General features: G+C 64.4%; 15 protein-coding genes and 1 pseudogene. 6 read left to right on the top strand and 10 right to left on the bottom strand.

What is annotated here, in order from left to right; translation table 11 throughout:
* Nucleotides 1-8: 8 nt before the first annotated feature.
* The 5 genes from phnE to QZ634_RS00980 form a co-directional block, all read right to left on the bottom strand.
* Nucleotides 9-1568: a phosphonate ABC transporter, permease protein PhnE gene (gene phnE, locus QZ634_RS01000; protein WP_291987929.1), complete on the bottom strand. Its 1560-nt coding sequence runs from the start codon at nt 1566-1568 to the stop codon at nt 9-11.
* A gap of 53 nt (nt 1569-1621) precedes the next feature.
* Nucleotides 1622-2449 carry an ATP-binding cassette domain-containing protein gene (locus QZ634_RS00995; protein WP_291984779.1) on the bottom strand — a complete coding sequence of 276 codons (828 nt, stop codon included), beginning with the start codon at nt 2447-2449 and terminating at the stop codon, nt 1622-1624.
* Between the two features lie 5 nt (nt 2450-2454).
* Complete coding sequence (locus tag QZ634_RS00990) at nt 2455-3324, bottom strand: putative selenate ABC transporter substrate-binding protein (RefSeq protein ID WP_291984778.1); 870 nt, start codon at nt 3322-3324, stop codon at nt 2455-2457.
* Between the two features lie 160 nt (nt 3325-3484).
* Nucleotides 3485-4975: an amino acid racemase gene (locus QZ634_RS00985; protein ID WP_291984777.1), complete on the bottom strand. Its 1491-nt coding sequence runs from the start codon at nt 4973-4975 to the stop codon at nt 3485-3487.
* A gap of 69 nt (nt 4976-5044) precedes the next feature.
* Nucleotides 5045-6391, bottom strand: coding sequence for a dicarboxylate/amino acid:cation symporter (locus QZ634_RS00980; RefSeq protein ID WP_291984776.1), 1347 nt, complete (start codon nt 6389-6391; stop codon nt 5045-5047).
* A gap of 293 nt (nt 6392-6684) precedes the next feature.
* Between QZ634_RS00980 and QZ634_RS00975 the strand changes: the two genes are divergently transcribed.
* The 3 genes from QZ634_RS00975 (at nt 6685) to QZ634_RS00965 (ending at nt 10969) form a co-directional block, all read left to right on the top strand.
* Nucleotides 6685-7587: a LysR substrate-binding domain-containing protein gene (locus QZ634_RS00975; protein WP_291984775.1), complete on the top strand. Its 903-nt coding sequence runs from the start codon at nt 6685-6687 to the stop codon at nt 7585-7587.
* Between the two features lie 141 nt (nt 7588-7728).
* Nucleotides 7729-9129, top strand: a complete 1401-nt coding sequence (aspA, locus tag QZ634_RS00970; protein ID WP_291984774.1) for an aspartate ammonia-lyase — start codon at nt 7729-7731, stop codon at nt 9127-9129.
* A 589-nt stretch (nt 9130-9718) separates the two neighbouring features.
* Nucleotides 9719-10969 carry a nidogen-like domain-containing protein gene (locus QZ634_RS00965; RefSeq protein WP_291984773.1) on the top strand — a complete coding sequence of 417 codons (1251 nt, stop codon included), beginning with the start codon at nt 9719-9721 and terminating at the stop codon, nt 10967-10969.
* 494 nt (nt 10970-11463) lie between these two features.
* On the opposite strand, the pseudogene QZ634_RS00960 reads toward QZ634_RS00965, so the two are convergent.
* The 4 genes and pseudogenes from QZ634_RS00960 to QZ634_RS00945 form a co-directional block, all read right to left on the bottom strand.
* Nucleotides 11464-13270 (bottom strand): annotated as a pseudogene (locus tag QZ634_RS00960) (SLC13 family permease).
* Between the two features lie 181 nt (nt 13271-13451).
* Nucleotides 13452-14891, bottom strand: a complete 1440-nt coding sequence (locus tag QZ634_RS00955; protein ID WP_291984772.1) for a LutB/LldF family L-lactate oxidation iron-sulfur protein — start codon at nt 14889-14891, stop codon at nt 13452-13454.
* Complete coding sequence (locus QZ634_RS00950) at nt 14888-15565, bottom strand: lactate utilization protein (protein WP_291984771.1); 678 nt, start codon at nt 15563-15565, stop codon at nt 14888-14890. The genes QZ634_RS00955 and QZ634_RS00950 overlap by 4 nt, the downstream gene beginning before the upstream one ends.
* Nucleotides 15562-16344, bottom strand: a complete 783-nt coding sequence (locus tag QZ634_RS00945; protein WP_291984770.1) for a (Fe-S)-binding protein — start codon at nt 16342-16344, stop codon at nt 15562-15564. Before QZ634_RS00945 ends, QZ634_RS00950 begins: the two co-directional genes overlap by 4 nt.
* Nucleotides 16345-16610: 266 nt before the next feature.
* Here QZ634_RS00945 and QZ634_RS00940 point away from each other — a divergent pair, with 266 nt between their 5' ends.
* A complete protein-coding gene (locus tag QZ634_RS00940) occupies nt 16611-17363 on the top strand; it encodes an FCD domain-containing protein (protein ID WP_291984769.1) in 753 nt (250 codons plus the stop codon).
* Between the two features lie 193 nt (nt 17364-17556).
* Here QZ634_RS00940 and smpB read toward each other — a convergent pair whose 3' ends face one another.
* Nucleotides 17557-18003, bottom strand: a complete 447-nt coding sequence (gene smpB, locus QZ634_RS00935; RefSeq protein ID WP_291984768.1) for an SsrA-binding protein SmpB — start codon at nt 18001-18003, stop codon at nt 17557-17559.
* A gap of 78 nt (nt 18004-18081) precedes the next feature.
* Here smpB and QZ634_RS00930 point away from each other — a divergent pair, with 78 nt between their 5' ends.
* Nucleotides 18082-18525 (top strand): type II toxin-antitoxin system RatA family toxin, encoded by a 444-nt coding sequence (locus QZ634_RS00930; protein WP_291984767.1) that lies wholly within the window; start codon nt 18082-18084, stop codon nt 18523-18525.
* Nucleotides 18518-18832, top strand: a complete 315-nt coding sequence (locus QZ634_RS00925) for an RnfH family protein (protein ID WP_291984766.1) — start codon at nt 18518-18520, stop codon at nt 18830-18832. The genes QZ634_RS00930 and QZ634_RS00925 overlap by 8 nt, the downstream gene beginning before the upstream one ends.
* Nucleotides 18833-18848 lie beyond the last annotated feature (16 nt).

Below are 18848 nucleotides of genomic sequence, written 5' to 3'. Positions count from 1 at the left end.
CAACGCCTTCAGGCGCCCGGCGCAGCCAGCCAGCGACGCAGCCAGGCACTACCGGCGTCAACGGCAATCGAAAGGACGAGCATGGCGGCGATCACCGTGCTTGCCTGCGCGTAGTGGAAGAGCGACAGCTCGACGTAGAGCAGTTGCCCCAGGCCACCGGCACCGACGAAGCCGAGAATGGCTGCCATACGGATGTTCATTTCCCAGCGGTAGAGCGAGTAGGCGATGAGCTGTGGCGACACCTCCGGCAGAGTGCCGTAGAGGAACGCGGCAGCGGACGGCGCGCCGGCTTCGAGCAGGGCGTCGCGAGGCCGTGGCGGCGCGTTCTGCAGGGCCTCCGCGAACAGGCGCCCGAGCACGCCACTGGTATGCAGCGCCAAGGCCAGAATGCCGGCAAACGGCCCAAGCCCGGCGGCCAGCGCCATCAGCGTCGCCCACACCAGTTCCGGCACCGAGCGCAGGGCGTTGAGCAGAAAACGCGTCAGCTGCTCCAGCCCCTGCCCGTAGCGCCCCGACGCCGGCAAGGCCAGGAGCAGGCCGGCTAACGCCGCAAGCAGCGTCCCCAGGGCGGAAATGGCGACCGTTTCCAGGGACCCCCAGGCGACTTTCGCCAACCAGCCGGGCGAGAGATCGAGCGGGAAGAAAGCACGAAAGTAGTCGGCCATCGACGCCAGCGCCGCGCGGCTGAGCAGGGCGGCAAGCCCCAGGTCAAGCCACACGTAGCTGGCCAGCAACGCACTGCCGAGCAGCAGCAACCACGCCAGCGCCCGTGGGCCGACGGCCGGCGCACCGGCGCGGGCAGCGGGGTTGCCAAGCTGGCGGCGCAACAGGCCGGAGAGCGCGTCTGCGGCGAGCACCAGGAGCAGGAAGGTGAGCAGGATGCTGGCCGCCTCGCCACCGTTGAGCATGCGCATCGACTGATCCATGAGCTGGCCGAGCCCGCCGGCGCCGACAAAGCCCATGACCACCGAAGCACGCACCGCGCACTCCCAGCGATAGACGGTATAGGAAGTCAGTTCCTGCGCAGCACCAGGGAGCAGGCCGTAGCACAGCGCCTGCAGGCGGCTGCCACCGGCTTCGAGCAGCGCCCGCGCCGGCCGGCTGTCGCCAGACTCGAGGATTTCGGCATAGACCTTGGCGAGCATGCCGCCGTAGGTCAGCCCCAGCGCCAGAACGCCGGCGGCCGGCCCAAGGCCGAAGACGCGCACGAAAAGCAGCGCCCAGACCAGCTCGGGGAGGCCACGCAGCACGACCAGCAACATCCGCAGGGCCGCCCGCAGCCATTCGGCACGGCGCCGCCCCACTCCCGGACCGAGGCGTGAAATCGACAGGGCCTGCGTCGTGGCCATGGCCAGCGGCACGGCGAGGACGAAGGCCAGCGCGATGCCCGCGCTGGCGATGGCCAGCGTTTCGAGCGTCGCGCGGCCCAAATAGGCAAGAAACTCGCTCCCGCTTGCCGGCGGCAGAAAAGCGGCGAGAAAGCCGCCCATGACGCGCAGGTTCTGGGCTTCGAAGAGGATCCACGGCCGAAATTCGCCGACCACCGCCAGCGGCCAGAGGATGACCATCGCCAGCAGCAGAGCGGCGACCCGCCCGGGCGCTGCCGGGTCGCGGGGGTGCTTCACCGCCAGCAGGTGCCGCGCCGTGGCCCACCCGCGGCGAGCGGCGACGGAAGCGTTGCCGGCTCGCCAGCGAGCAGTGGCAAGCCGCCGCCTTCGGTGGCGTAGAGCTCGCTCAGCAGCGCTTCGTCGACCTCGGCGGCCGGGCGGTCGAAAGCGATCCGCCCGTCGCGCATGCCGACGATGCGCGGAAAACACGACAGCGCCAGGTCGACCGCGTGCAGACTGGCGACCAGCGTCGCCCCGCGCGCCGCGGCGTCGCTGCTCAATACCTGCACGGTGTGCAGCGCCAGCGCCGGGTCGAGGGCAGAGACCGGCTCGTCGGCAAGGACCAGCTGCGCTTGCTGATAAAGCACGCGGGCAATGCCGACGCGCTGCAGCTGACCGCCCGAGAGGCGGTCGCAGCGATCGAAAATCCGTTCGCCGAGGTCGAGTCGCGCCAGCGCCGCGCGTGCGCCGACGATATCGACGGGATAAGCCAGCGAGGCGATTCCCTTCCACCACGGCCATTGCCCGAGGCGGCCGGCGAGAACCGCGGTCACCACGCGCTGCCGCGGGGGCAGCGGGGGTGCCTGATGCGCCACGCCGATGCGCGCGCGCAAGCGGCGCAGCTCGGCCGCCGACAGCGTCCACGGATCGCCCCCGTGCAGATCGATGGACCCCCTGCTCGGACGCAGGGCGGCACCGATCAGGCGCAGCAGGGTGGTCTTGCCCGCCCCCGAAGGACCGACGATGGCGAGCTGTTCGCCGGCCTGAACCGCCATGGCGACCTCGCGCAGGGCGACGAAGCCGTTGCCGTGCGTCAACCCAACGTCATGCAGGTGAAACAAGCGGACTACTTCAGCAGGCCAGCCGCTTTCGCTGCCTGCTCGATGCCGGCGTAGTTCTCCTTCTTTGTCGGGATGAACTTCGTGGCCCTCTGCAGGGCGAGAATCTCGGCGTGCTCCGAGTTACTGGCGTCAAGCTTCAGGAAAGCCGCCTCGATCTTCCTGATCAGCGCCGGATCGAGATCGCCACGAACGGTCCAGTTGTAGTCGAAGTACGGCGGCGTCGTGGCGATCACGCGCACCTTCGCATCGACCTTCTGCTGCTCGACCAGCTTCGCCCAGACCGACGCATTGAGCACCCCGGCGTCGGCCTTTCCCGAAGCCACGAAAGCCACCGTCGCGTCATGCGCGCCCGAGAAGGCGACGTTCTTGAAGTCGCTGTCGGCGTTGATGCCGTCCTGCATCAGGAAGTAGCGCGGCATCAGGTGGCCGGAAGTCGACGACGGCGAGCCAAAGGCGAAGACCTTGCCCCGGGTGTCGGCCAGTGTCTTGATATTCGGGTCGGCGGTAATGAACTTCGAGGTGAACCTGGCGTCTTCCTCGCGCTGCACGATCGGGATGGCCGTTCCCTTGGTACGGATGTTGGCCTGCACGAAGGTAAAACCGCCAAGCCACGCCAGATCGAGCTTGTCGCTGGCCAGCGCTTCGACGACTGCCGCGTAGTCGGACACCGGAACGAAGGAGACCTTCATCCCCAGTTCCTTCTCGAGATACTTGCCGAGCGGCGCGAACTTGCGCTGCAGTTCGGTCGGCGCCTCGTCGGGAATCGCCGAGACGCGCAGCACGGTGTCAGCAGCCGCAGCGGTGTTGAACAACAAGCTGACGAGGGCGCAGACAAGCGCGCTTTTGAGCGCCAGGCGGCGCGAGAAGTGGACCATTGGAACTCCCTGTAAAGACCCGCCACAGCACGGAGTGGGCCGCAGCTTGAACGCGGCCGGCGTCGAAGCGCGGCCGCTAGCAAGAATCAAAGCGGTACCTGGACCGCCGGCGGACTATAGCCGGACGCACACGATCAGGCAAGCGAGGACGTCCGTCCCCTCACCGACGAACTTCCACGGTCGACGCGCCGGCGAGCGCGACGCAGCGGGCGGCCAGGATTTCCGTGGGATCGAGAAGAACGATCGATCGCCGTACGCCGACATCGATGGCAATCAGCGGCAGTTCGGTACAGCCGAGAATGATCACTTCGGCACCCTTGCTGGCCAGGTGGTCGATCGCCGTCGCCAGATGGTCGCTGCACACGCCGGAGGTGAATCCTGCCTTGACCCCCCGCTCGCCGTAGATCGCCGCCATGACCAGATCCTGAACCGCGTCGTCGGGAACCAGCAGGCGCAGCCCTGCCGCCTCGGCAACTTCGCGATAAACGCCGCTGCTTACCGTTCCCGACGTGGCCAGCAACCCTACTCGGCCAACGGCAGGCATCTGCGAGCGGATATGCTGAACCACTTCGGACAGCATGTTCACGATCGGAATGCCGAGGTAGGGCTGGATGCGGTCGACAAAGGCGTGCGCCGTGTTGCAGGGGATGGCCACGGCGTTTGCGCCACCCGCTTCGAGCTGCTTGCAGGTGGCCAGCAGCGAGATCGTCGGGTCAGCGCCGCTGCCGATCAAGTTGGCGGTCCGATCGGGAATCTGCGGATTCTGCTCGACCATCATCTTGATGTGGTCCTGGTCGCGCGCAGCGCCGGTCAGGCGCACGACCTTATGCATGAAATCGACCGTCGCTGCCGGCCCGACGCCACCCACCACCCCGAGTTTGAACTCGCGCACCGGCGGCGCCGCTTCGCAGCCCAGCGCATACTCGGCATAGACGAGATTGGAATCGACGACCGGAACGGCAAGCAGCGGGCGCAGCGAGTCGATCAGGACCGACACTTCGGTCAGACCGGGGACGATGATCTGCGCACCGCTGGCAACCAGGCAATGACAGGCCTCGGCGAGCAGTTCGACGCACTCGCCGCCGTGGTGTCCCGCCCTGACCCCGCTGGGCCCGTAGATGGCACGCATCAGCTTGTCGGACTGCACCGCCGGATGCGGGTAGACGATCTGGTATCGGGAGCCCAACTGGCGCTCGAAGATTGCCGATTTCTGCACGTAGGTCGAGGTCAATACGCCAATCGTCTGCAGCGCCGGATGCTCGCGCGCCAGCCAGTCACGCAAGGCGTCAAAGAGGCTGATCACGCGCATGTCGAGCTCGGGCGTGATCTCGCTCAGGAAGGTGTGTGACACAAAGCACGGCACCAGGGCGGTGTCGATGCCGCGCGCCTCCATGTCCTTGAGCGTGTTGTAGACGTAGAACTTGCGCCGGCCTGGATTGTAATTCTCGTCGGCAATGCTTGGCCCGCTATCGAAGTGCCGCTGCTCGAAAGCGATGTCGACGTCACGCATGTCCGGCCTGCGCTGAGTCGCGCCAATCATCTTCAGCAGCAGGTCGGCGCCGGCGACGACCCCCAGGCCGCCGACCACGCCATAGCGGTGCTTACCCAGGGTCTTGCTGTCACTGGTCGCCGCGAATCGCCGCTTGCTCATCACGTACCTGAAAAGGGAAGGCTGGAGCGCGCAGAGGGAGCGAAGACTACCCGCGCCCCCTCCGGCCGCTCAATTGGTGGATTGCGAGGACGGCGCCGCGACCGCTTCCGGGGCGCCGACGACATCGGCGTCGGCGCGGAGAACATGTGCGCGGTTGAAGACCGTCTCATCGAGTTGGCCCTCGCTGCGGGCAACCACGCAAGCGACTGCGCAGTCGCCGGTCACGTTCAGCGCCGTACGGGCCATGTCGAGGATGCGGTCGATGCCGGCAATGATCGCCACCCCCTCCAGCGGCAAGCCGACCGAGGTCAGCACGAGAGAAAGCATGATCAGTCCGGCGCCGGGGACCCCAGCCGTCCCGATCGACGCCAGGGTGGCCGTAAGGATGATCGTCAGGTACTGGCTGGAATTCAGGTCCAGGCCGTAGGCTTGCGCGATGAACACGGCGCAAACTCCCTGATACAGGGCCGTACCATCCATGTTGATGGTCGCGCCGAGGCGCAACACGAAGCTTGAAACGCTACGCGAGACACCCAGGTTGCGCTCGCAGGACATCATCGTCACCGGCAGCGTTCCCGAGCTTGAGGTGCTCGTGAAGGCGACCATCATCGGTTCGACGGCGCCCTGGAAATAGCGTACCGGATTGAGGCCGGCGACGAACCTGATCAGTCCGGCATAGACGACCACGGCGTGGATGACGCAGCCGACGTAGACCATGGCAATCACTTTCGCCAGCGGGGCCAGGACGTCCATCCCGTAGGTACCGGCGACCCAGGTCATCAGTGCGAAGACGCCGTAGGGAGCGAAGGAAATGATGATCGACGTCAGCTTGTAGATCACCTCCGCAGCCGATTCGAAGAAGTTGCGCACGTGCCTGGCAGCGTCTCCGGCGAGCGTGATCGATATACCGACAAAGATGGCGAAAACGATGATCTGCAGGACGTTGCCTTCGGCAAAGGCCGCCATCGGATTGGTCGGTACGAGGCCGAGAATCGTATCCACTGCCGTGGGCGCCTCCTTGGCCACGACGGCCTTGCCAGCGCCGAGGTCGATTCCCACACCCGGCTCGAAGACCGTCGCCAGAACGAGGCCGATGGTGATGGCCACCGCCGTCGTGCCGAGATAGAGAGCGATGGTCTTCAGGCTCAGGCGGCCCATGGTCGACAAATCGCGCAGCGACGCCACGCCGGTGACCAGGGAAACGAAGATCAGCGGCACGATCAGCATCTTGATGCCACGGATGAACAGGTCGCCAACCGGCTTGATGCTTTTGGCAAGGTCCGCGTTGCCCGTCTGATTGAGCACCACGCCAAAGACCAGGCCCAGTGTCAAGGCGATGAAAATCTGTTTCCAGAGCTGCATACCCGTCCAGAATGCGAACATCCCGCCGCGGGCGCGTGTCGGTGAATTCCCCATCGTTTCCTCCTGATCTGGGCTCGGGACGTCCGAGCCATGGTAAGTTGCCGTATCAGCTGACCCAAAACGCTGCCGGACCCGCAGGGTCCAGGCGGGCAGCAGCGCAGTCACGGGACTCAGGCCCCGTTCATCGACCTCGACCGCATCTTATACGGAGCGCTCGACGCCTCGTCCAGTTCCATTCTTGAACAGCCCATGCAAACATTGCATGGGACCAGCGCTTCCCGGTTAACATGGAGAAAACTGATCCCGGAGGTGACGCCAAGGGCGGCGGAGAATAAACGGAGGATTGCATGGAAGTAAACTGGCTGGAAGATTTCCTGACCCTGTCGATTACCCGCAATTTCTCGCGCGCGGCCGAGTTGCGCAACGTCACCCAGCCAGCGTTCAGTCGGCGAATCCGCAATCTCGAATACTGGGTCGGCGCCGTGCTCATCGATCGAAGCCTCTTTCCGATCAGCCTTACTCCGGCCGGAGACGCCTTCCGCAAGACGGCCCAGGAGACTCTGGACAACCTGCGCAACGGGCGCGAGGAGGCGCAAGGGCTGATGCCAAAGTCCGGGGAAATCGTCTCCATCGCTGCCTCACACACCATCGCCGTCAGCTTCTTCGCCGACTGGCACGCCGGCTTGCAGGCCAGCACAGGGGCAATCAAGGCGCGGGTCATTGCCGATAACGTCGCCGGCTGCATCGAAGCCTTGCTCACCGGACACTGCGACCTGATGCTGGCGTACAGCAGCGCTGCACTGCCGACGCTGGCCCAGATGAACCGCTACCCCTCCGCGCCGCTGGCCAGCGAGCGGCTGGTACCCGTGAGTGCGCCGGAGAGCCATGGTTCGGCGCGTTATCCCCTGACCGGCAAGGCGATACTCCCCTATCTCTGCTATCCGAGCAGCAGCTACCTCGGCCGCCTGACGGCGTCGGTGATCGATCGCGAGGATCTCGCAGCAAGACTGGATTTTCGCTACGAGTGCTCGATGTCCGACGTGCTTAAGAGCGGCGTCCTGGCCGGCGCAGGAATCGCCTGGATCCCCGAGCTCGCCGTGCGTGACGAACTTGCCGCCGGCGCCCTCGTGCACGCGGGCGACGACCGCCACACGGCGCAATTGGGGATCTCGCTCTATCGCCAGGCCGAGCTCAGCCGTCCCGAGGTCGAACGCATCTGGAACGTCTGCGTCGGCGCGGCGGCACGCTGATGGCCGAACCGGCCGGAGATTTCCCTGTCGAAAGCCCCATGCAGACGCAGCATCGACAATTCGCAAACAGCATCACCCGGAGGCGCTCTGCAGACGACAATAACCCCTTCTCTCAACCGGACCCCTACCATGCCCTCTTCCATGACTCGCACCGAACACGACCTGCTTGGTGACCGTGAAGTCCCCGCCGACGTCTATTGGGGTATCCATACGCTGCGCGCCATTGAAAACTTCCCGATCAGCGGCCGGACGATCAGCAGCTATCCCGAACTCATACGCGCCATAGCGCTCGTCAAGCGCGCGGCCGCGCGCGCCAACCAGAAACTCGGCCACCTCGACGACCGGCGTGCCGACGTCATCATGGCCGCGTGCAAGGATATCGAGGCCGGAAAGTACCACGATCAGTTCGTTGTCGATGTCATTCAGGGCGGTGCGGGCACCTCGACCAACATGAACGCCAACGAGGTCATCGCCAACCTCGCCCTCGAGAAACTGGGACGCGCCAAGGGCGACTACGAAGAGCTGCACCCGCTCAACCACGTCAACATGGCGCAGAGCACCAACGACGTGTACCCGACCACCCTCAAGCTGGCCATCGTCTTTGCCATCAAGGACCTGCTGGACGCCATGAGCGCGTTGCGCGACGCTTTCGAGGCCAAGGCCAACGAGTTCGCCGATGTGCTGAAAATGGGACGCACCCAGCTGCAGGACGCCGTGCCGATGACCCTCGGCCAGGAATTCATGACCTATGCGGTGATGATCGCCGAAGACAGTACGCGCCTGCACGAGGCCATCGCGCTGGTGCAGGAGGTCAACCTCGGGGCAACGGCGATCGGTACGGGGATCAACACCGACATCCGCTATGCCAAGCTGGCCACCAAACTGCTCTCGGAATTCGCCGGCGTACGCCTGGTTCCCGCGCACAACCTCATCGAAGCGACCCAGGACACCGGCTCCTTCGTGCAGTTGTCAGGCGTTCTGAAACGCGTCGCCTGCAAGCTCTCCAAAGTGTGCAACGACCTGCGCCTGCTCTCCAGCGGACCGCAAGCCGGGCTGAACGAAATCAACCTTCCCGAGCGGGCCGCCGGCTCGTCGATCATGCCGGGCAAGGTCAACCCGATCATCCCCGAGGTGGTCAACCAGATTGCCTTCGAAGTCATCGGTAACGACGTCACCATCACCATGGCTTCGGAAGGCGGGCAACTGCAGCTCAACGCCTTCGAACCGATCATCGGCCACTCGCTGTTCAAGAGCATCGAGCACCTCGCCGCCGGTTGCCGGACGCTCACCGAGAACTGCATCAAGGGGATTACCGCCAACCGCGAACTGCTCGCCGAGCGGGTACGCAGTTCGGCCGGACTGGCCACCGCGCTGAATCCCCACATTGGCTACCAGAACGCCACCTGGGTGGCGCGCGAGGCCCTGCGCAGCGGTCGTAGCGTCACCGAGCTGGTGCTGGAGAAAGGCTTGATGACGCGCGAGGAACTCGAAAGGGCCTTGCGCCCCGACGTCCTTACCGCACCCCGCGTCAGCGGCGACTGAAAGCGGCGCACCCCGCACGCCCGCGCCTCTGATCATCGCCCGCGGTCGCGGCGGCACCCGGAAATTCCGGCAACGGGGCGATGCTCGCCTCGTTCCGGCGCCGGCGCCGTGCTCGCCGCCACCCTGCCGACCGCTCCGCAGCCGCCGCTTTCGCGCCGCCCTGGCCGAGTAGCGGCGCCTGTTCGTTCCCGCCCTGGCCGCCCTGGCCGCCCTGGCCGCCCTTGCCGCCCTTGCCGCCCTGGCCGCCCTTGCCGCGCGCCACCTTCGCCGGCAAAAAAAGACAGGAAATTATTCACGCCCCGCCCGAAAAATGCCGTGCCGTGCACGCGCCCTGAGTCGATTATTTTCCCTTATTTGTCGGAAAATTTTACAGCCCGCGGTACACGACCACGGGCGGATTCCCACACGCCCCTTTCAAGACATTGTTTTTCAATGGATAGTCAATCGCCAAAGAAATTGGCACGACTTATGCTTTGTACTCTCATGCAGAAACTCCGTTTATATCCTTCCCGCGGAGCATCCACCTCAGAAAATCACCACCGCTGAAGACCCGTTTCGGCGTTGCCCATGATCCAGCCAAGGAGGCACCATGAAAACCCCAAGCATCAAGAAACTCGCCATTGCAGCCCTGCTGATGGCGGCCGGAACGCAAGGCGCACTCGCCGTGCCGCTGTTGAACGGCTTCGGCGGCGATCGCAATTACGGCGATCTCGCCATGCTGGCCAACGATGACGGCTCGTCGAACTTGATCAACCTGCCCTTCGACGTCAATTTCTTCGGCAATAATTACAACCAGTTCTATATCAACAACAACGGCAACATCACCTTCAATTCTCAGGTAGGCTCATTCACCCCCCAGGCCTTCCCGATCTCGAACCAGCCGATGATCGCGCCGTTTTGGGCAGACGTTGACACCCGCGGCCAGACCGGCGGCCCTCCTTTCAGCAACAACGTTTATGTCGCTTCGCCCAATGCGAATACCGTGGTCGTGACCTGGGACCAGGTCGGCTACTACAACCGGAACGTCGACAAGATCAATGACTTCCAGCTCGTCCTGCGCAACCGGGCCGAGACGGGCGCCGGCAATTTCGATGCCGACTTCCGCTACAACATCCTGCAATGGACCACCGGCAGCGCGAGCGGCGGCGTCGCCGGACTCGGCGGCACCCCGGCGCAGGCGGGCTTTGACGCCGGCGACGGCACCAACTTCTTCGCCTTGCCGGGTTCTTTCACCAACGACGTCCTGCAACTGGTCAACACCAGCAACGTTGCTCTCGCCTCGCCGGGATTGTGGACCTTTGCTTTTCGCGATGGCGGCACGCCGCCCAACGGATCAAGCGCCAGCAACCCGCTCTTGCCGGTCGCCACTGCGAACGGCTGGGACTTCAACTTCAACATCGTCTTGAATCAGCGGATCTTCATTGACCCGATCGTCGCCACGGGCTACGACTACCTGGTCAGCTCCGGCCCGCTGTTCGCGTCGGTCTTGCTGCCAAATATCGGCGATGGCCTCTTTGACCTCTATCTGTGGAACGGCAGCAACTGGTTGCTCGAAGATACCCTCACCGCCGGAATCGAGCATTTCTTCGGTGGCCTCGGTGTCGATCGCTTCCGTATTCTCGGGATCGAAACCAGCGCAATGCTCGACCCCCTGGATCCCCTGGCTTTCGTCACCGGCCTGACCTTCGCCAGTACCGGCAACGTTCAGATGAGCCAGAACGCGGTGACGACCGACACCACGCCCGGTACGCCAGGCCAGATTCCGGAGCCCGCTTCACTCGCCTTGCTGGGCCTTGCCCTGGCGGGTCTGGGTGCCTCGCGCCGCCGCAAGACTGCCTGATCGCTTCATCGCAACACGGAAAAGCCGACGCCCTGCGTCGGCTTTTTTTCGCCTGACGGAAAGCAAGCGAACGAAGCGCAAGCGAAACGGGCGAAGGGCGCTGATGTAGTGTTGCACGCTGGGTGGAACATAGACATCCCAGCCACCACAGGGGTTGCGCGCTGCTCTGTCGGGCTTGCTGAAAGTCTCGTCGGGAAAGGCGGCAACACGTCAGCCCGCTCGTCATTGCGAGGAGGCGCAGCCGACGCGGCAATCCAGTCCCCTCCTCTTGCTATCTTCCACCGCATCGACCACGCGAACAGCAAAACCTCTGGATTGCCGCGTCGGCTTCGCCTCCTCGCAATGACGGTGTGTGGGGCATGAGCGCCGGGGGTGGCGACGAGGGCCGCCCCGGCATGGACCCTGCGAGTTTCAGCCGCCACAGGGTTTTCGCCCTGCTTTCAGCAGTCGCCAAAAGTCGCATCAAGAATGAAACACGACACAAGCGCCTTCGCTCAAACCGCCGTCAGCGGCCAGAAAACGGGGATCAGCACGCTCGCCGCAAGCCAGACCAGCAGATTGAGCGGGATGCCGAGGCGGGCGAAATCGGTGAAGCGGTAATTGCCGGCGGTGTAGACCAAGGTATTGGTCTGGTAACCGATCGGCGTTGCGAAGCTGGCGCTGGCGGCAAACATCACGGCGACGACGAAGGGGCGCGGATCGACGCCCAGATGCTCGGCGATGCCGATCACGATCGGCGTGAACAACACCGCCACGGCATTGTTGCTGATGAACTCGGTGGCTATCGAGGTGATCAGAAACACCAGCGAGAGCATCATCCACGGCGACAACCCCCCCCCCGACGTCGACCAGTGCGCTGGCCAGCAATCGGTCGAGCCCGGAACCGTGCATGGCGATGCTCAGTGCCAACATGCCGAAAATGAGCACCAGAATCGGCCACTCGATCGACTTGTAGGCCTCGTCGGCGCGCAGGCAGCCCGTCGCCACGACGACCACCGCGCCGATGATCGCCAGCCCTTCGATCGGCATCACGTTGAACGCCGCCAGCGTCATCACGCCGACGATGGTGGCCAGCGCGATCGGTGCCTGGCGATGATTGTTCGCCGGCGCGTGCCCCTCGGTGATGGCAAACAGATCGCCGTTTTCGCAGAAGCGCTTGACCTGGGCCAGCGTTCCTTCGACGAGCAGGACATCGCCGAACTGCAGTTGAAAGTCGTCGCCGATGTCGGCAATCGAGGCGTTCTTGCGATGCACGGCGACCAGATGGATGCCGTAGCGGGCGGCGAGGTCGAGGTCGCGGATCGGGCGCAGGACGTAGCGTGAGGTCTGGCCGACGATCGCCTCGACCATCAACACGCCACGCCGGCGCAGCGTTTCCAGGTCATGCCGATCGGTCACCTGCGCCTGTACCCCCATCAGATCGGTACTGCTGCGCAGATCCATCATCGCACTGCTGCGGCTGTGAACCACCAGGCGGTCGCCGACCATCAGTGCGGTCTCTGGCGATGGTGCGGAGCACTCGTCGTCGCCGCGAAACAGCTTCAACACCTTGATCGTGCCGTTGGCCAGGCGCGCCTGGTGCAGGGTTTGTCCGGCCAGGTGCGAGCCTTCCGGCACGAACAGCTCGCTCATGAACAGGCGGTCGCCACTGCCGGTGAACTGCTGCGTCAGCGTTTCGCGCGCGGGCAGGAAGCGCGGCGCAAGCCAGAGAATCAAGGCACAGGCGATCAAGGCGATGACGATGGCCGGAGCACTGACCTCGAACATCCGGAACGGCGCGAGCCCCTGCTGGCGCGCAACGCCATCGACGAGGATGTTGGTCGAGGTCCCGACCATGGTGATCATGCCGCCGAGAATGGTCGCGTACGAGAGAGGAATGAGCAGCCGCGATGGTGCGACGCCGTATCGCCCGGCCATCGAGATCACCGCCGGAATCATCACCATCACCACCGGCGTATTGTTGATGAACGGCGACACCAGCAAACCTACGGCGAGCATGGCCAACAGCAGCCGACGCTCGCTGCGGCCGGCCATCGCCCCCAGCCAGTCACCGAGACGATCGACGCAACCGGTCTTGCTCAGCGCCCCGCTGATGATGAACAGGCAGGCAATGGTAATCGGCGCGCTGTTGCTGAACACGCTGAGCACCTGCTTCGGAGACAGCAGGCCGAGGGCCATGAGCAGGGCCACTGCGCTCATCACCGCGATATCCGGCTTCAGCCATTCGCGTACGAAACACGCAAACAGGGCGATCAGGGTCAGGCCGACAATCACGGCGTGGAGGGACTCGGGAAGCGGCATCGACGGGTCTTTGCAATAGGTGGAGACGAACCGGGCGCGCCAAGGTAGCGCAAACTCCAAAGACTGCAAAAGAATAAAAAGTTCGCCGGTTATGCGTTCTCAGTCTATTGCGCCGCGACCGGGAATCACCGGAGCAGCACCGCCACCGCGCAGCGCGGGCCGCCGGCGCCGAGCGACCGCGTCACCGTTTTCTTCTCGCCGCCATCAGCTCGTGCAGCGTTCGCGCTGCCGGCTTCATCGGCGTGCGGCTGACGGTCCAGCCGCCCTGCATCGGCGGGGTCAGCGCACGGAAACGCGTCGCCAGCCAGCCGAAGGCCCGATACAGCGCCGGGCGCGTGTACAGGGCTGCCCACCCCGACCACACGGCATCGACCAGGCGGCTCTTGGCGGCGCCCTGACCGCGCAGCGGTGCGTGTCCGGGACGCGCATCGTGCTGCGCCTCCTCGCGCAGGCGGACCAACAACTCTGGAATCGGGATGCGCACCGGGCAGACCTCGCCGCAGGCACCGCAGAGACTGGACGCGGTCGGCAGGACGTGGGTGGCATTCAGGCCGAGCATGTGCGGCGAGATGATTTCGCCGATCGGACCGGGATAGGTCGTGCCGTAGGCGTGGCCGCCAATGCGCGTATACACCGGGCAATGGTTCATGCACGCGCCGCAGCGGATGCACTGCAGCGTCGAGCGCAGCTGTTCGTCGCTGTAGGCCTGCGTGCGCCCGTTGTCGACCAGCACCAGGTGCATCTCGCCGGGGCCGTCCTTCTCGCCCGGCTTGCGCGGACCGCTGATCATGTTGAAGTAGGTGGTGATCGCCTGCCCGGTTGCCGAGCGGGTCAGCAGGCCGAACAGCGGCGGTACGTGTTCGAGCTTGTCGACCACTTTCTCGATGCCGGTGATCGCAATATGCACCTCGGGAACGGTGGTGCACATGCGCCCGTTGCCCTCGTTTTCGACCAGGCACAGGGTACCGGTTTCGGCGACGGCGAAGTTGACGCCCGACAGGCCGACCTCGGCGCTCATGAACTTCTCGCGCAGCACGGCGCGGCCGATGCCGATCAGTTCGTCGACCGATTCGGTGTAGCCGGCGCCGGGCACCTTGTCGGCGAACAGGCGGGCGATCTGCTGCTTGGTCTTGTGGATCGCCGGCATGATGATGTGCGAGGGCTTCTCGCCGTCGAGCTGGACGATGTACTCGCCCATGTCGCTCTCCAGCGCGTCGATACCGGCGTCGGCCATGGCGTGATTGAGCTCGACCTCCTCGCTGACCATCGACTTGCCCTTGACCATCAGTTTCGTCGAGTGACGCTGGGCGATGCCGACGATGATCGCGCAGGCTTCTTCGCCAGTCTCGGCCCAGTGCACCTGCACACCGTTTTCGGTCAGCTTGCGCTCGAGCTGTTCGAGCAGCTCGGGCAGCCGCGCCAGGCTGTACTTGCGGATGTGCTCGGCAAGCGAGCGCTGGCTTTCGAGCGCTGCAGGATCGGGAAACTGGGCGGCACGCTTGCCGATCAGGAAGTCCATCGCGCCGCGGAAGCTCTTGCGCAGGTGGTCGTCGGCGACGGCGTCGGCAGCCCGCTGCTTGAACTCGCTGGCCGGGACGAAATCGAGCGGCTGGCTGTTCATTGCATTTCCTCCTCATTGACCAGCAAGAGCACCACCAGCTCCTTCGGACCGTGCGCGCCGTAGGCCAGGGTGACCTGGATGTCGGCGGTCTTCGACGGACCGGAAACCAGCAGCGCATTGGTCGGCATGCCGTCGCTCCAGCGCTGCGCGTGCATGGCGTCGAAGAGCGTGTCGTGAAGCTGGTCGGCGTCGAGCAGCGCGAAATGGATCGGCGGCACCAGCGACATCAGCCGCGGCTCGCTGGCGTCCGGCCAGACGATCAGCGTGCCGGTTTCGGCGATACCGCCGCGGGTCGAGGTGAAGCCGGCGTCGGTGTCTTCGAAGAGCTCCTTCTTCCACTCGCCGAGCGGGCGATCGTAAGGCTTGAGCCCGGCGATGCCGGCTGCCTTCAGCGCTTCGGCGTGCACGCTCGCTTCGCCGTGGAGGAGCGAGCGCACGCCCTTTTCTGCACAGATCTCGCGCAGCTTTTGCGGCCAGTTGGCGCGGCTCACGCGGACGACCTCGCCGCGCCAAAAAGCCATTTTCTCGCAGAACAGCTCGATTCTCGATGCCCGCGTGCTGGGCGGCGCCGAGGCGCTGACCGCCGCGTAGAAAGCCGGCACGTCGGGCGCCAGCGGCGCCTCGCCTTGCGGCGCGGCGCGCAGCCGGCGCAGGATGTTGTCACGCGCGCTCATCGCTGCCCCCCTTCGCCGCCCGTCCTCTGCCACAGGAAAGTCGCCAGGTGCTGGCCTTGAAAACCGTCACGCCGTTTCTGCAAGGTGTGGTTCAGGCTGAGCATGCAGCCGCAATCGGCGGACAGGAAAGTTTCGGCACCGGTCTCCTTGAGCGCGTCGACCTTGTCGCCAGCCATCGCCGACGAGATCGCCGGGTGCTTCAGCGAGAAGGTGCCCCCGAAACCGCAACACTCCGATTCGTGTTCGTGGATCACCACTTCCACCGCCGCCAGCTGCGCCAGCAGTGCACGGCCGTGCTCGTGCGTGCCCATCTCGCGCCGCGCCGCGCATGAAGTGTGCAATGCGACACGTGCCGGCCCACCCCGATCAGTCAGACTGACCCTGGCGACCTGCACCAGGAACTCGCTGAGTTCGAAAACTCGCTCGGCGAGCGCGCTGGCCTGCGCCTGCAGGCGCGCATCGTCGGCAAACATCTCCGGATAGTGGTGGCGCATGGTGCCCGCGCAGGAACCGGAGGGAACGATCACTGGCCAGGGTTCTGGAAAGAGCTGCAACTGCGCCAGGGCGACGGCGCGCGCCTGTTCGGGAAAGCCGCTGCTGTGCGCCGGCTGCCCGCAGCAGGTCTGGTCGGCCGGAAAAAGCACCTCGATTCCCTCGCGCTCGAGCAGGTGGACGGCATTCATTCCCGCTTCCGGGCAAAACATGTCGATCAGACAGGTGCCAAAAAGGTAGACCTTGGCCGGCTTGTCCGGATAGTGGCGGCTGCCTGTTGCGTTCATGCTCGTCTCCTCTGCCATTGCCCGCAAAAGTGGTAAGACCAATTGCACGCCACTCTAATTGCGCCCCGCGCTTTTGTCAATCTACCGCAGTTTTGGTGCCATTGCACACCATTAGCCCAGCCTTTGACGTTACACTTGCCTGATCTGATTGGCAAAGCGAAGAGGCCAGCAAAATATTCTCAGACTTCGCCAGGGAGAGAATTGGTAAGACCACTGCTCACCGGCGACAATTCTGGCGCGCGCGCCAAGGACCCCGACAAATTAACATGAATTATGCCAAGCTCACCCTCCCGCGCATCCCGGATGCCGTCGCCCATCAGATCGAGACGCGCATTCTCGAGGGCTCCCTGAAACCCGGCGACCGCCTGCCCGCCGAACGCGAACTGGCCATCGAACTGGGTGTCTCGCGCCCGTCACTGCGCGAAGCCATCAAGAAGCTCGTCTCGCGGGACCTGCTGGTCAGCCGCCACGGCGGCGGTACCTATGTCACCGACCGGCTCGAAGCCAGCTTCGCGGATCCCTGGCAGCAACTGATCGATCAACACCCCTGCCTGCAGGAAGATGTCCTTGAATTCCGCTACCTGATCGAGGCGTCGGCCGCCGAACTGGCCGCGCGGCGGGCAACCGAGAGCGACCTGGAACGTCTCGAACAGGCGTACGTGAAACTCGACGCCGCCTACGCCAGTGACGACCGCCATGCGCAGGTCGCTGCCGATGTCGCTTTTCACCTGACCATTGCCGAGTCGGCGCACAACGTGCTTTTCGGTCATCTGGTGGGGAGTGTCCTGCGACTGCTGCACGAGCATGTACGACGCAACCTTCGCGAGATCGCGGTCAGCGCGGAGACCGGGCGGCAACTGATGGCGCAGCATCTGGCAATCCGCAACGCGATTCGCGCCCGCCAGCCGGAAACCGCCCGCCTGGCGGCGCAGGCACACATCGCCTTTGTCCGCCAGCGACTCGAGGAAGCTGCCGATTCGGAGCAGCGACAGCAGCGCTCCCTGCGCCACTTCAGCTAAGGCGGCACCACGCCAGCGCGCTCGTCATTGCCGCGTCGGCTTCGCCTCCTCGCAATGACGGGGTGTGGGGCACGATCGTCAGGGGTGGCGACGCGGGCCGCCCCGGCACGGACCCTGCGAGTTTCAGCCACCACAGGGTTTTCGCCCTGCTTTCAGCCGTCGCCAAAAGTCTCATCAAGAATGCTGCACTACACTAGACCTTGGCGCGCATCAGGCGCGCCTTTTCACGCACCCAGTCGCGGTCCTTGTCGGCTTCCCGCTTGTCGTATTGCTTCTTGCCCTTGGCGAGACCAATCTCGACCTTGATGCGCCCGCGCTGAAAATGCAGGTCGAGCGGCAACAGCGTATAGCCCGCCCGCTCGACCTGGCCGATCATCCTGCTGACTTGCTTGGCGTGCAGGAGCAACTTGCGGGTGCGCACCGCGTCCGGCTTGACGTGCGTCGACGCCTCCATCAGCGGCGTAATGTGCATCCCGAAGAGGAAAACCTCGCCATTGCGGACGACGACATAGGCCTCCTTGATACTCGCCCGGCCAGCGCGAATCGCCTTCACTTCCCAGCCTTCCAGAACCAAGCCCGCCTCGATCTTCTCTTCTATGAAATAGTCATGAAAAGCCTTCTTGTTGGCGACGATGCTCATGGTGCCTTTTCTCGGGAAATTGAAGGTGTGGAATGCTAGAATGTTTGATTCTACAGGATTGACGGAGTACGGCAGAGGATGGCCATGGTCAAGAAATCGGTGTTGATCGAACGTTCATCGCAGCAGATGTTCGACCTTGTCGACCGCGTCGAGGACTATCCGATATTTTTGCCGTGGTGCAGCCAGACGCGCTGCGAGTTTCGCGACGAGCAGAAAACGGTCGCCACCCTGCACATCAGCTACCGCAATGTCAGCTCGCACTTCACCACCGAGAACGACAAGGAGTCGCCACAGTGGATGAGAATCCGCCTGGTCGATGGCCCGTTCCGCCGCCTTGACGGTCTGTGGCGCTTCAAGCCGCTGGCCGACTACGCGTGCAAGATCGAGTTCCAGCTGTCGTACGAGTTTTCCAGCAAGATGTTCGAAAAAGTCATCGGTCCGGTGTTCAGCCAGATCGCCAACACCTTCGTCGATGCCTTCGTGAAACGCGCCAACGAAGTGCACGGCTTGCCCCATGCCTGAACTGCTCGCCATCGACGTCATCTACGCCCTGCCGGACAAGCAGCAGCCGGTCAAGCTGCAGCTACCGACCGGCAGCACCGTGCGGCAGGCGATTGACGCTTCGGGCTTGCTGCACAAGCACCCGGAAATCGACCTCGCCAGGAACAAGATCGGCATTTTCGGCAAACTCAGCAAAGCCGACGCCGTGCTGCGCGATCAGGACCGCGTCGAGATCTACCGGCCGCTGATCGCCGATCCGAAAGAAGTGCGCAAGCAGCGCGCCGCCGAAGGCAAGGTCATGAAAAAAGGCGCTGGCGAGGGCGAGTAGCCGACCTCGCTTGCCG

Source organism: Candidatus Accumulibacter sp. ACC007 (assembly GCF_907163205.1).
GTDB lineage: Bacteria > Pseudomonadota > Gammaproteobacteria > Burkholderiales > Rhodocyclaceae > Accumulibacter > Accumulibacter regalis.
Note: the sequence above shows the minus strand (reverse complement) of the source record. Positions and strands in the feature narration are given on the sequence as shown.

Excerpts from the sequence above, each read along its gene's own strand:
- phnE (WP_291987929.1), bottom strand. The coding sequence starts at position 1,568 with ATGGTCATCCTCTGGCCGCTGGCGGTGGTCGGCGAATTTCGGCCGTGG.
- QZ634_RS00990 (WP_291984778.1), bottom strand. The coding sequence starts at position 3,324 with ATGGTCCACTTCTCGCGCCGCCTGGCGCTCAAAAGCGCGCTTGTCTGC.
- QZ634_RS00985 (WP_291984777.1), bottom strand. The coding sequence starts at position 4,975 with ATGAGCAAGCGGCGATTCGCGGCGACCAGTGACAGCAAGACCCTGGGT.
- QZ634_RS00980 (WP_291984776.1), bottom strand. The coding sequence starts at position 6,391 with ATGGGGAATTCACCGACACGCGCCCGCGGCGGGATGTTCGCATTCTGG.
- QZ634_RS00975 (WP_291984775.1), top strand. The coding sequence starts at position 6,685 with ATGGAAGTAAACTGGCTGGAAGATTTCCTGACCCTGTCGATTACCCGC.
- aspA (WP_291984774.1), top strand. The coding sequence starts at position 7,729 with ATGACTCGCACCGAACACGACCTGCTTGGTGACCGTGAAGTCCCCGCC.
- QZ634_RS00965 (WP_291984773.1), top strand. The coding sequence starts at position 9,719 with ATGAAAACCCCAAGCATCAAGAAACTCGCCATTGCAGCCCTGCTGATG.
- QZ634_RS00955 (WP_291984772.1), bottom strand. The coding sequence starts at position 14,891 with ATGAACAGCCAGCCGCTCGATTTCGTCCCGGCCAGCGAGTTCAAGCAG.
- QZ634_RS00950 (WP_291984771.1), bottom strand. The coding sequence starts at position 15,565 with ATGAGCGCGCGTGACAACATCCTGCGCCGGCTGCGCGCCGCGCCGCAA.
- QZ634_RS00945 (WP_291984770.1), bottom strand. The coding sequence starts at position 16,344 with ATGAACGCAACAGGCAGCCGCCACTATCCGGACAAGCCGGCCAAGGTC.
- QZ634_RS00940 (WP_291984769.1), top strand. The coding sequence starts at position 16,611 with ATGAATTATGCCAAGCTCACCCTCCCGCGCATCCCGGATGCCGTCGCC.
- smpB (WP_291984768.1), bottom strand. The coding sequence starts at position 18,003 with ATGAGCATCGTCGCCAACAAGAAGGCTTTTCATGACTATTTCATAGAA.
- QZ634_RS00930 (WP_291984767.1), top strand. The coding sequence starts at position 18,082 with ATGGCCATGGTCAAGAAATCGGTGTTGATCGAACGTTCATCGCAGCAG.
- QZ634_RS00925 (WP_291984766.1), top strand. The coding sequence starts at position 18,518 with ATGCCTGAACTGCTCGCCATCGACGTCATCTACGCCCTGCCGGACAAG.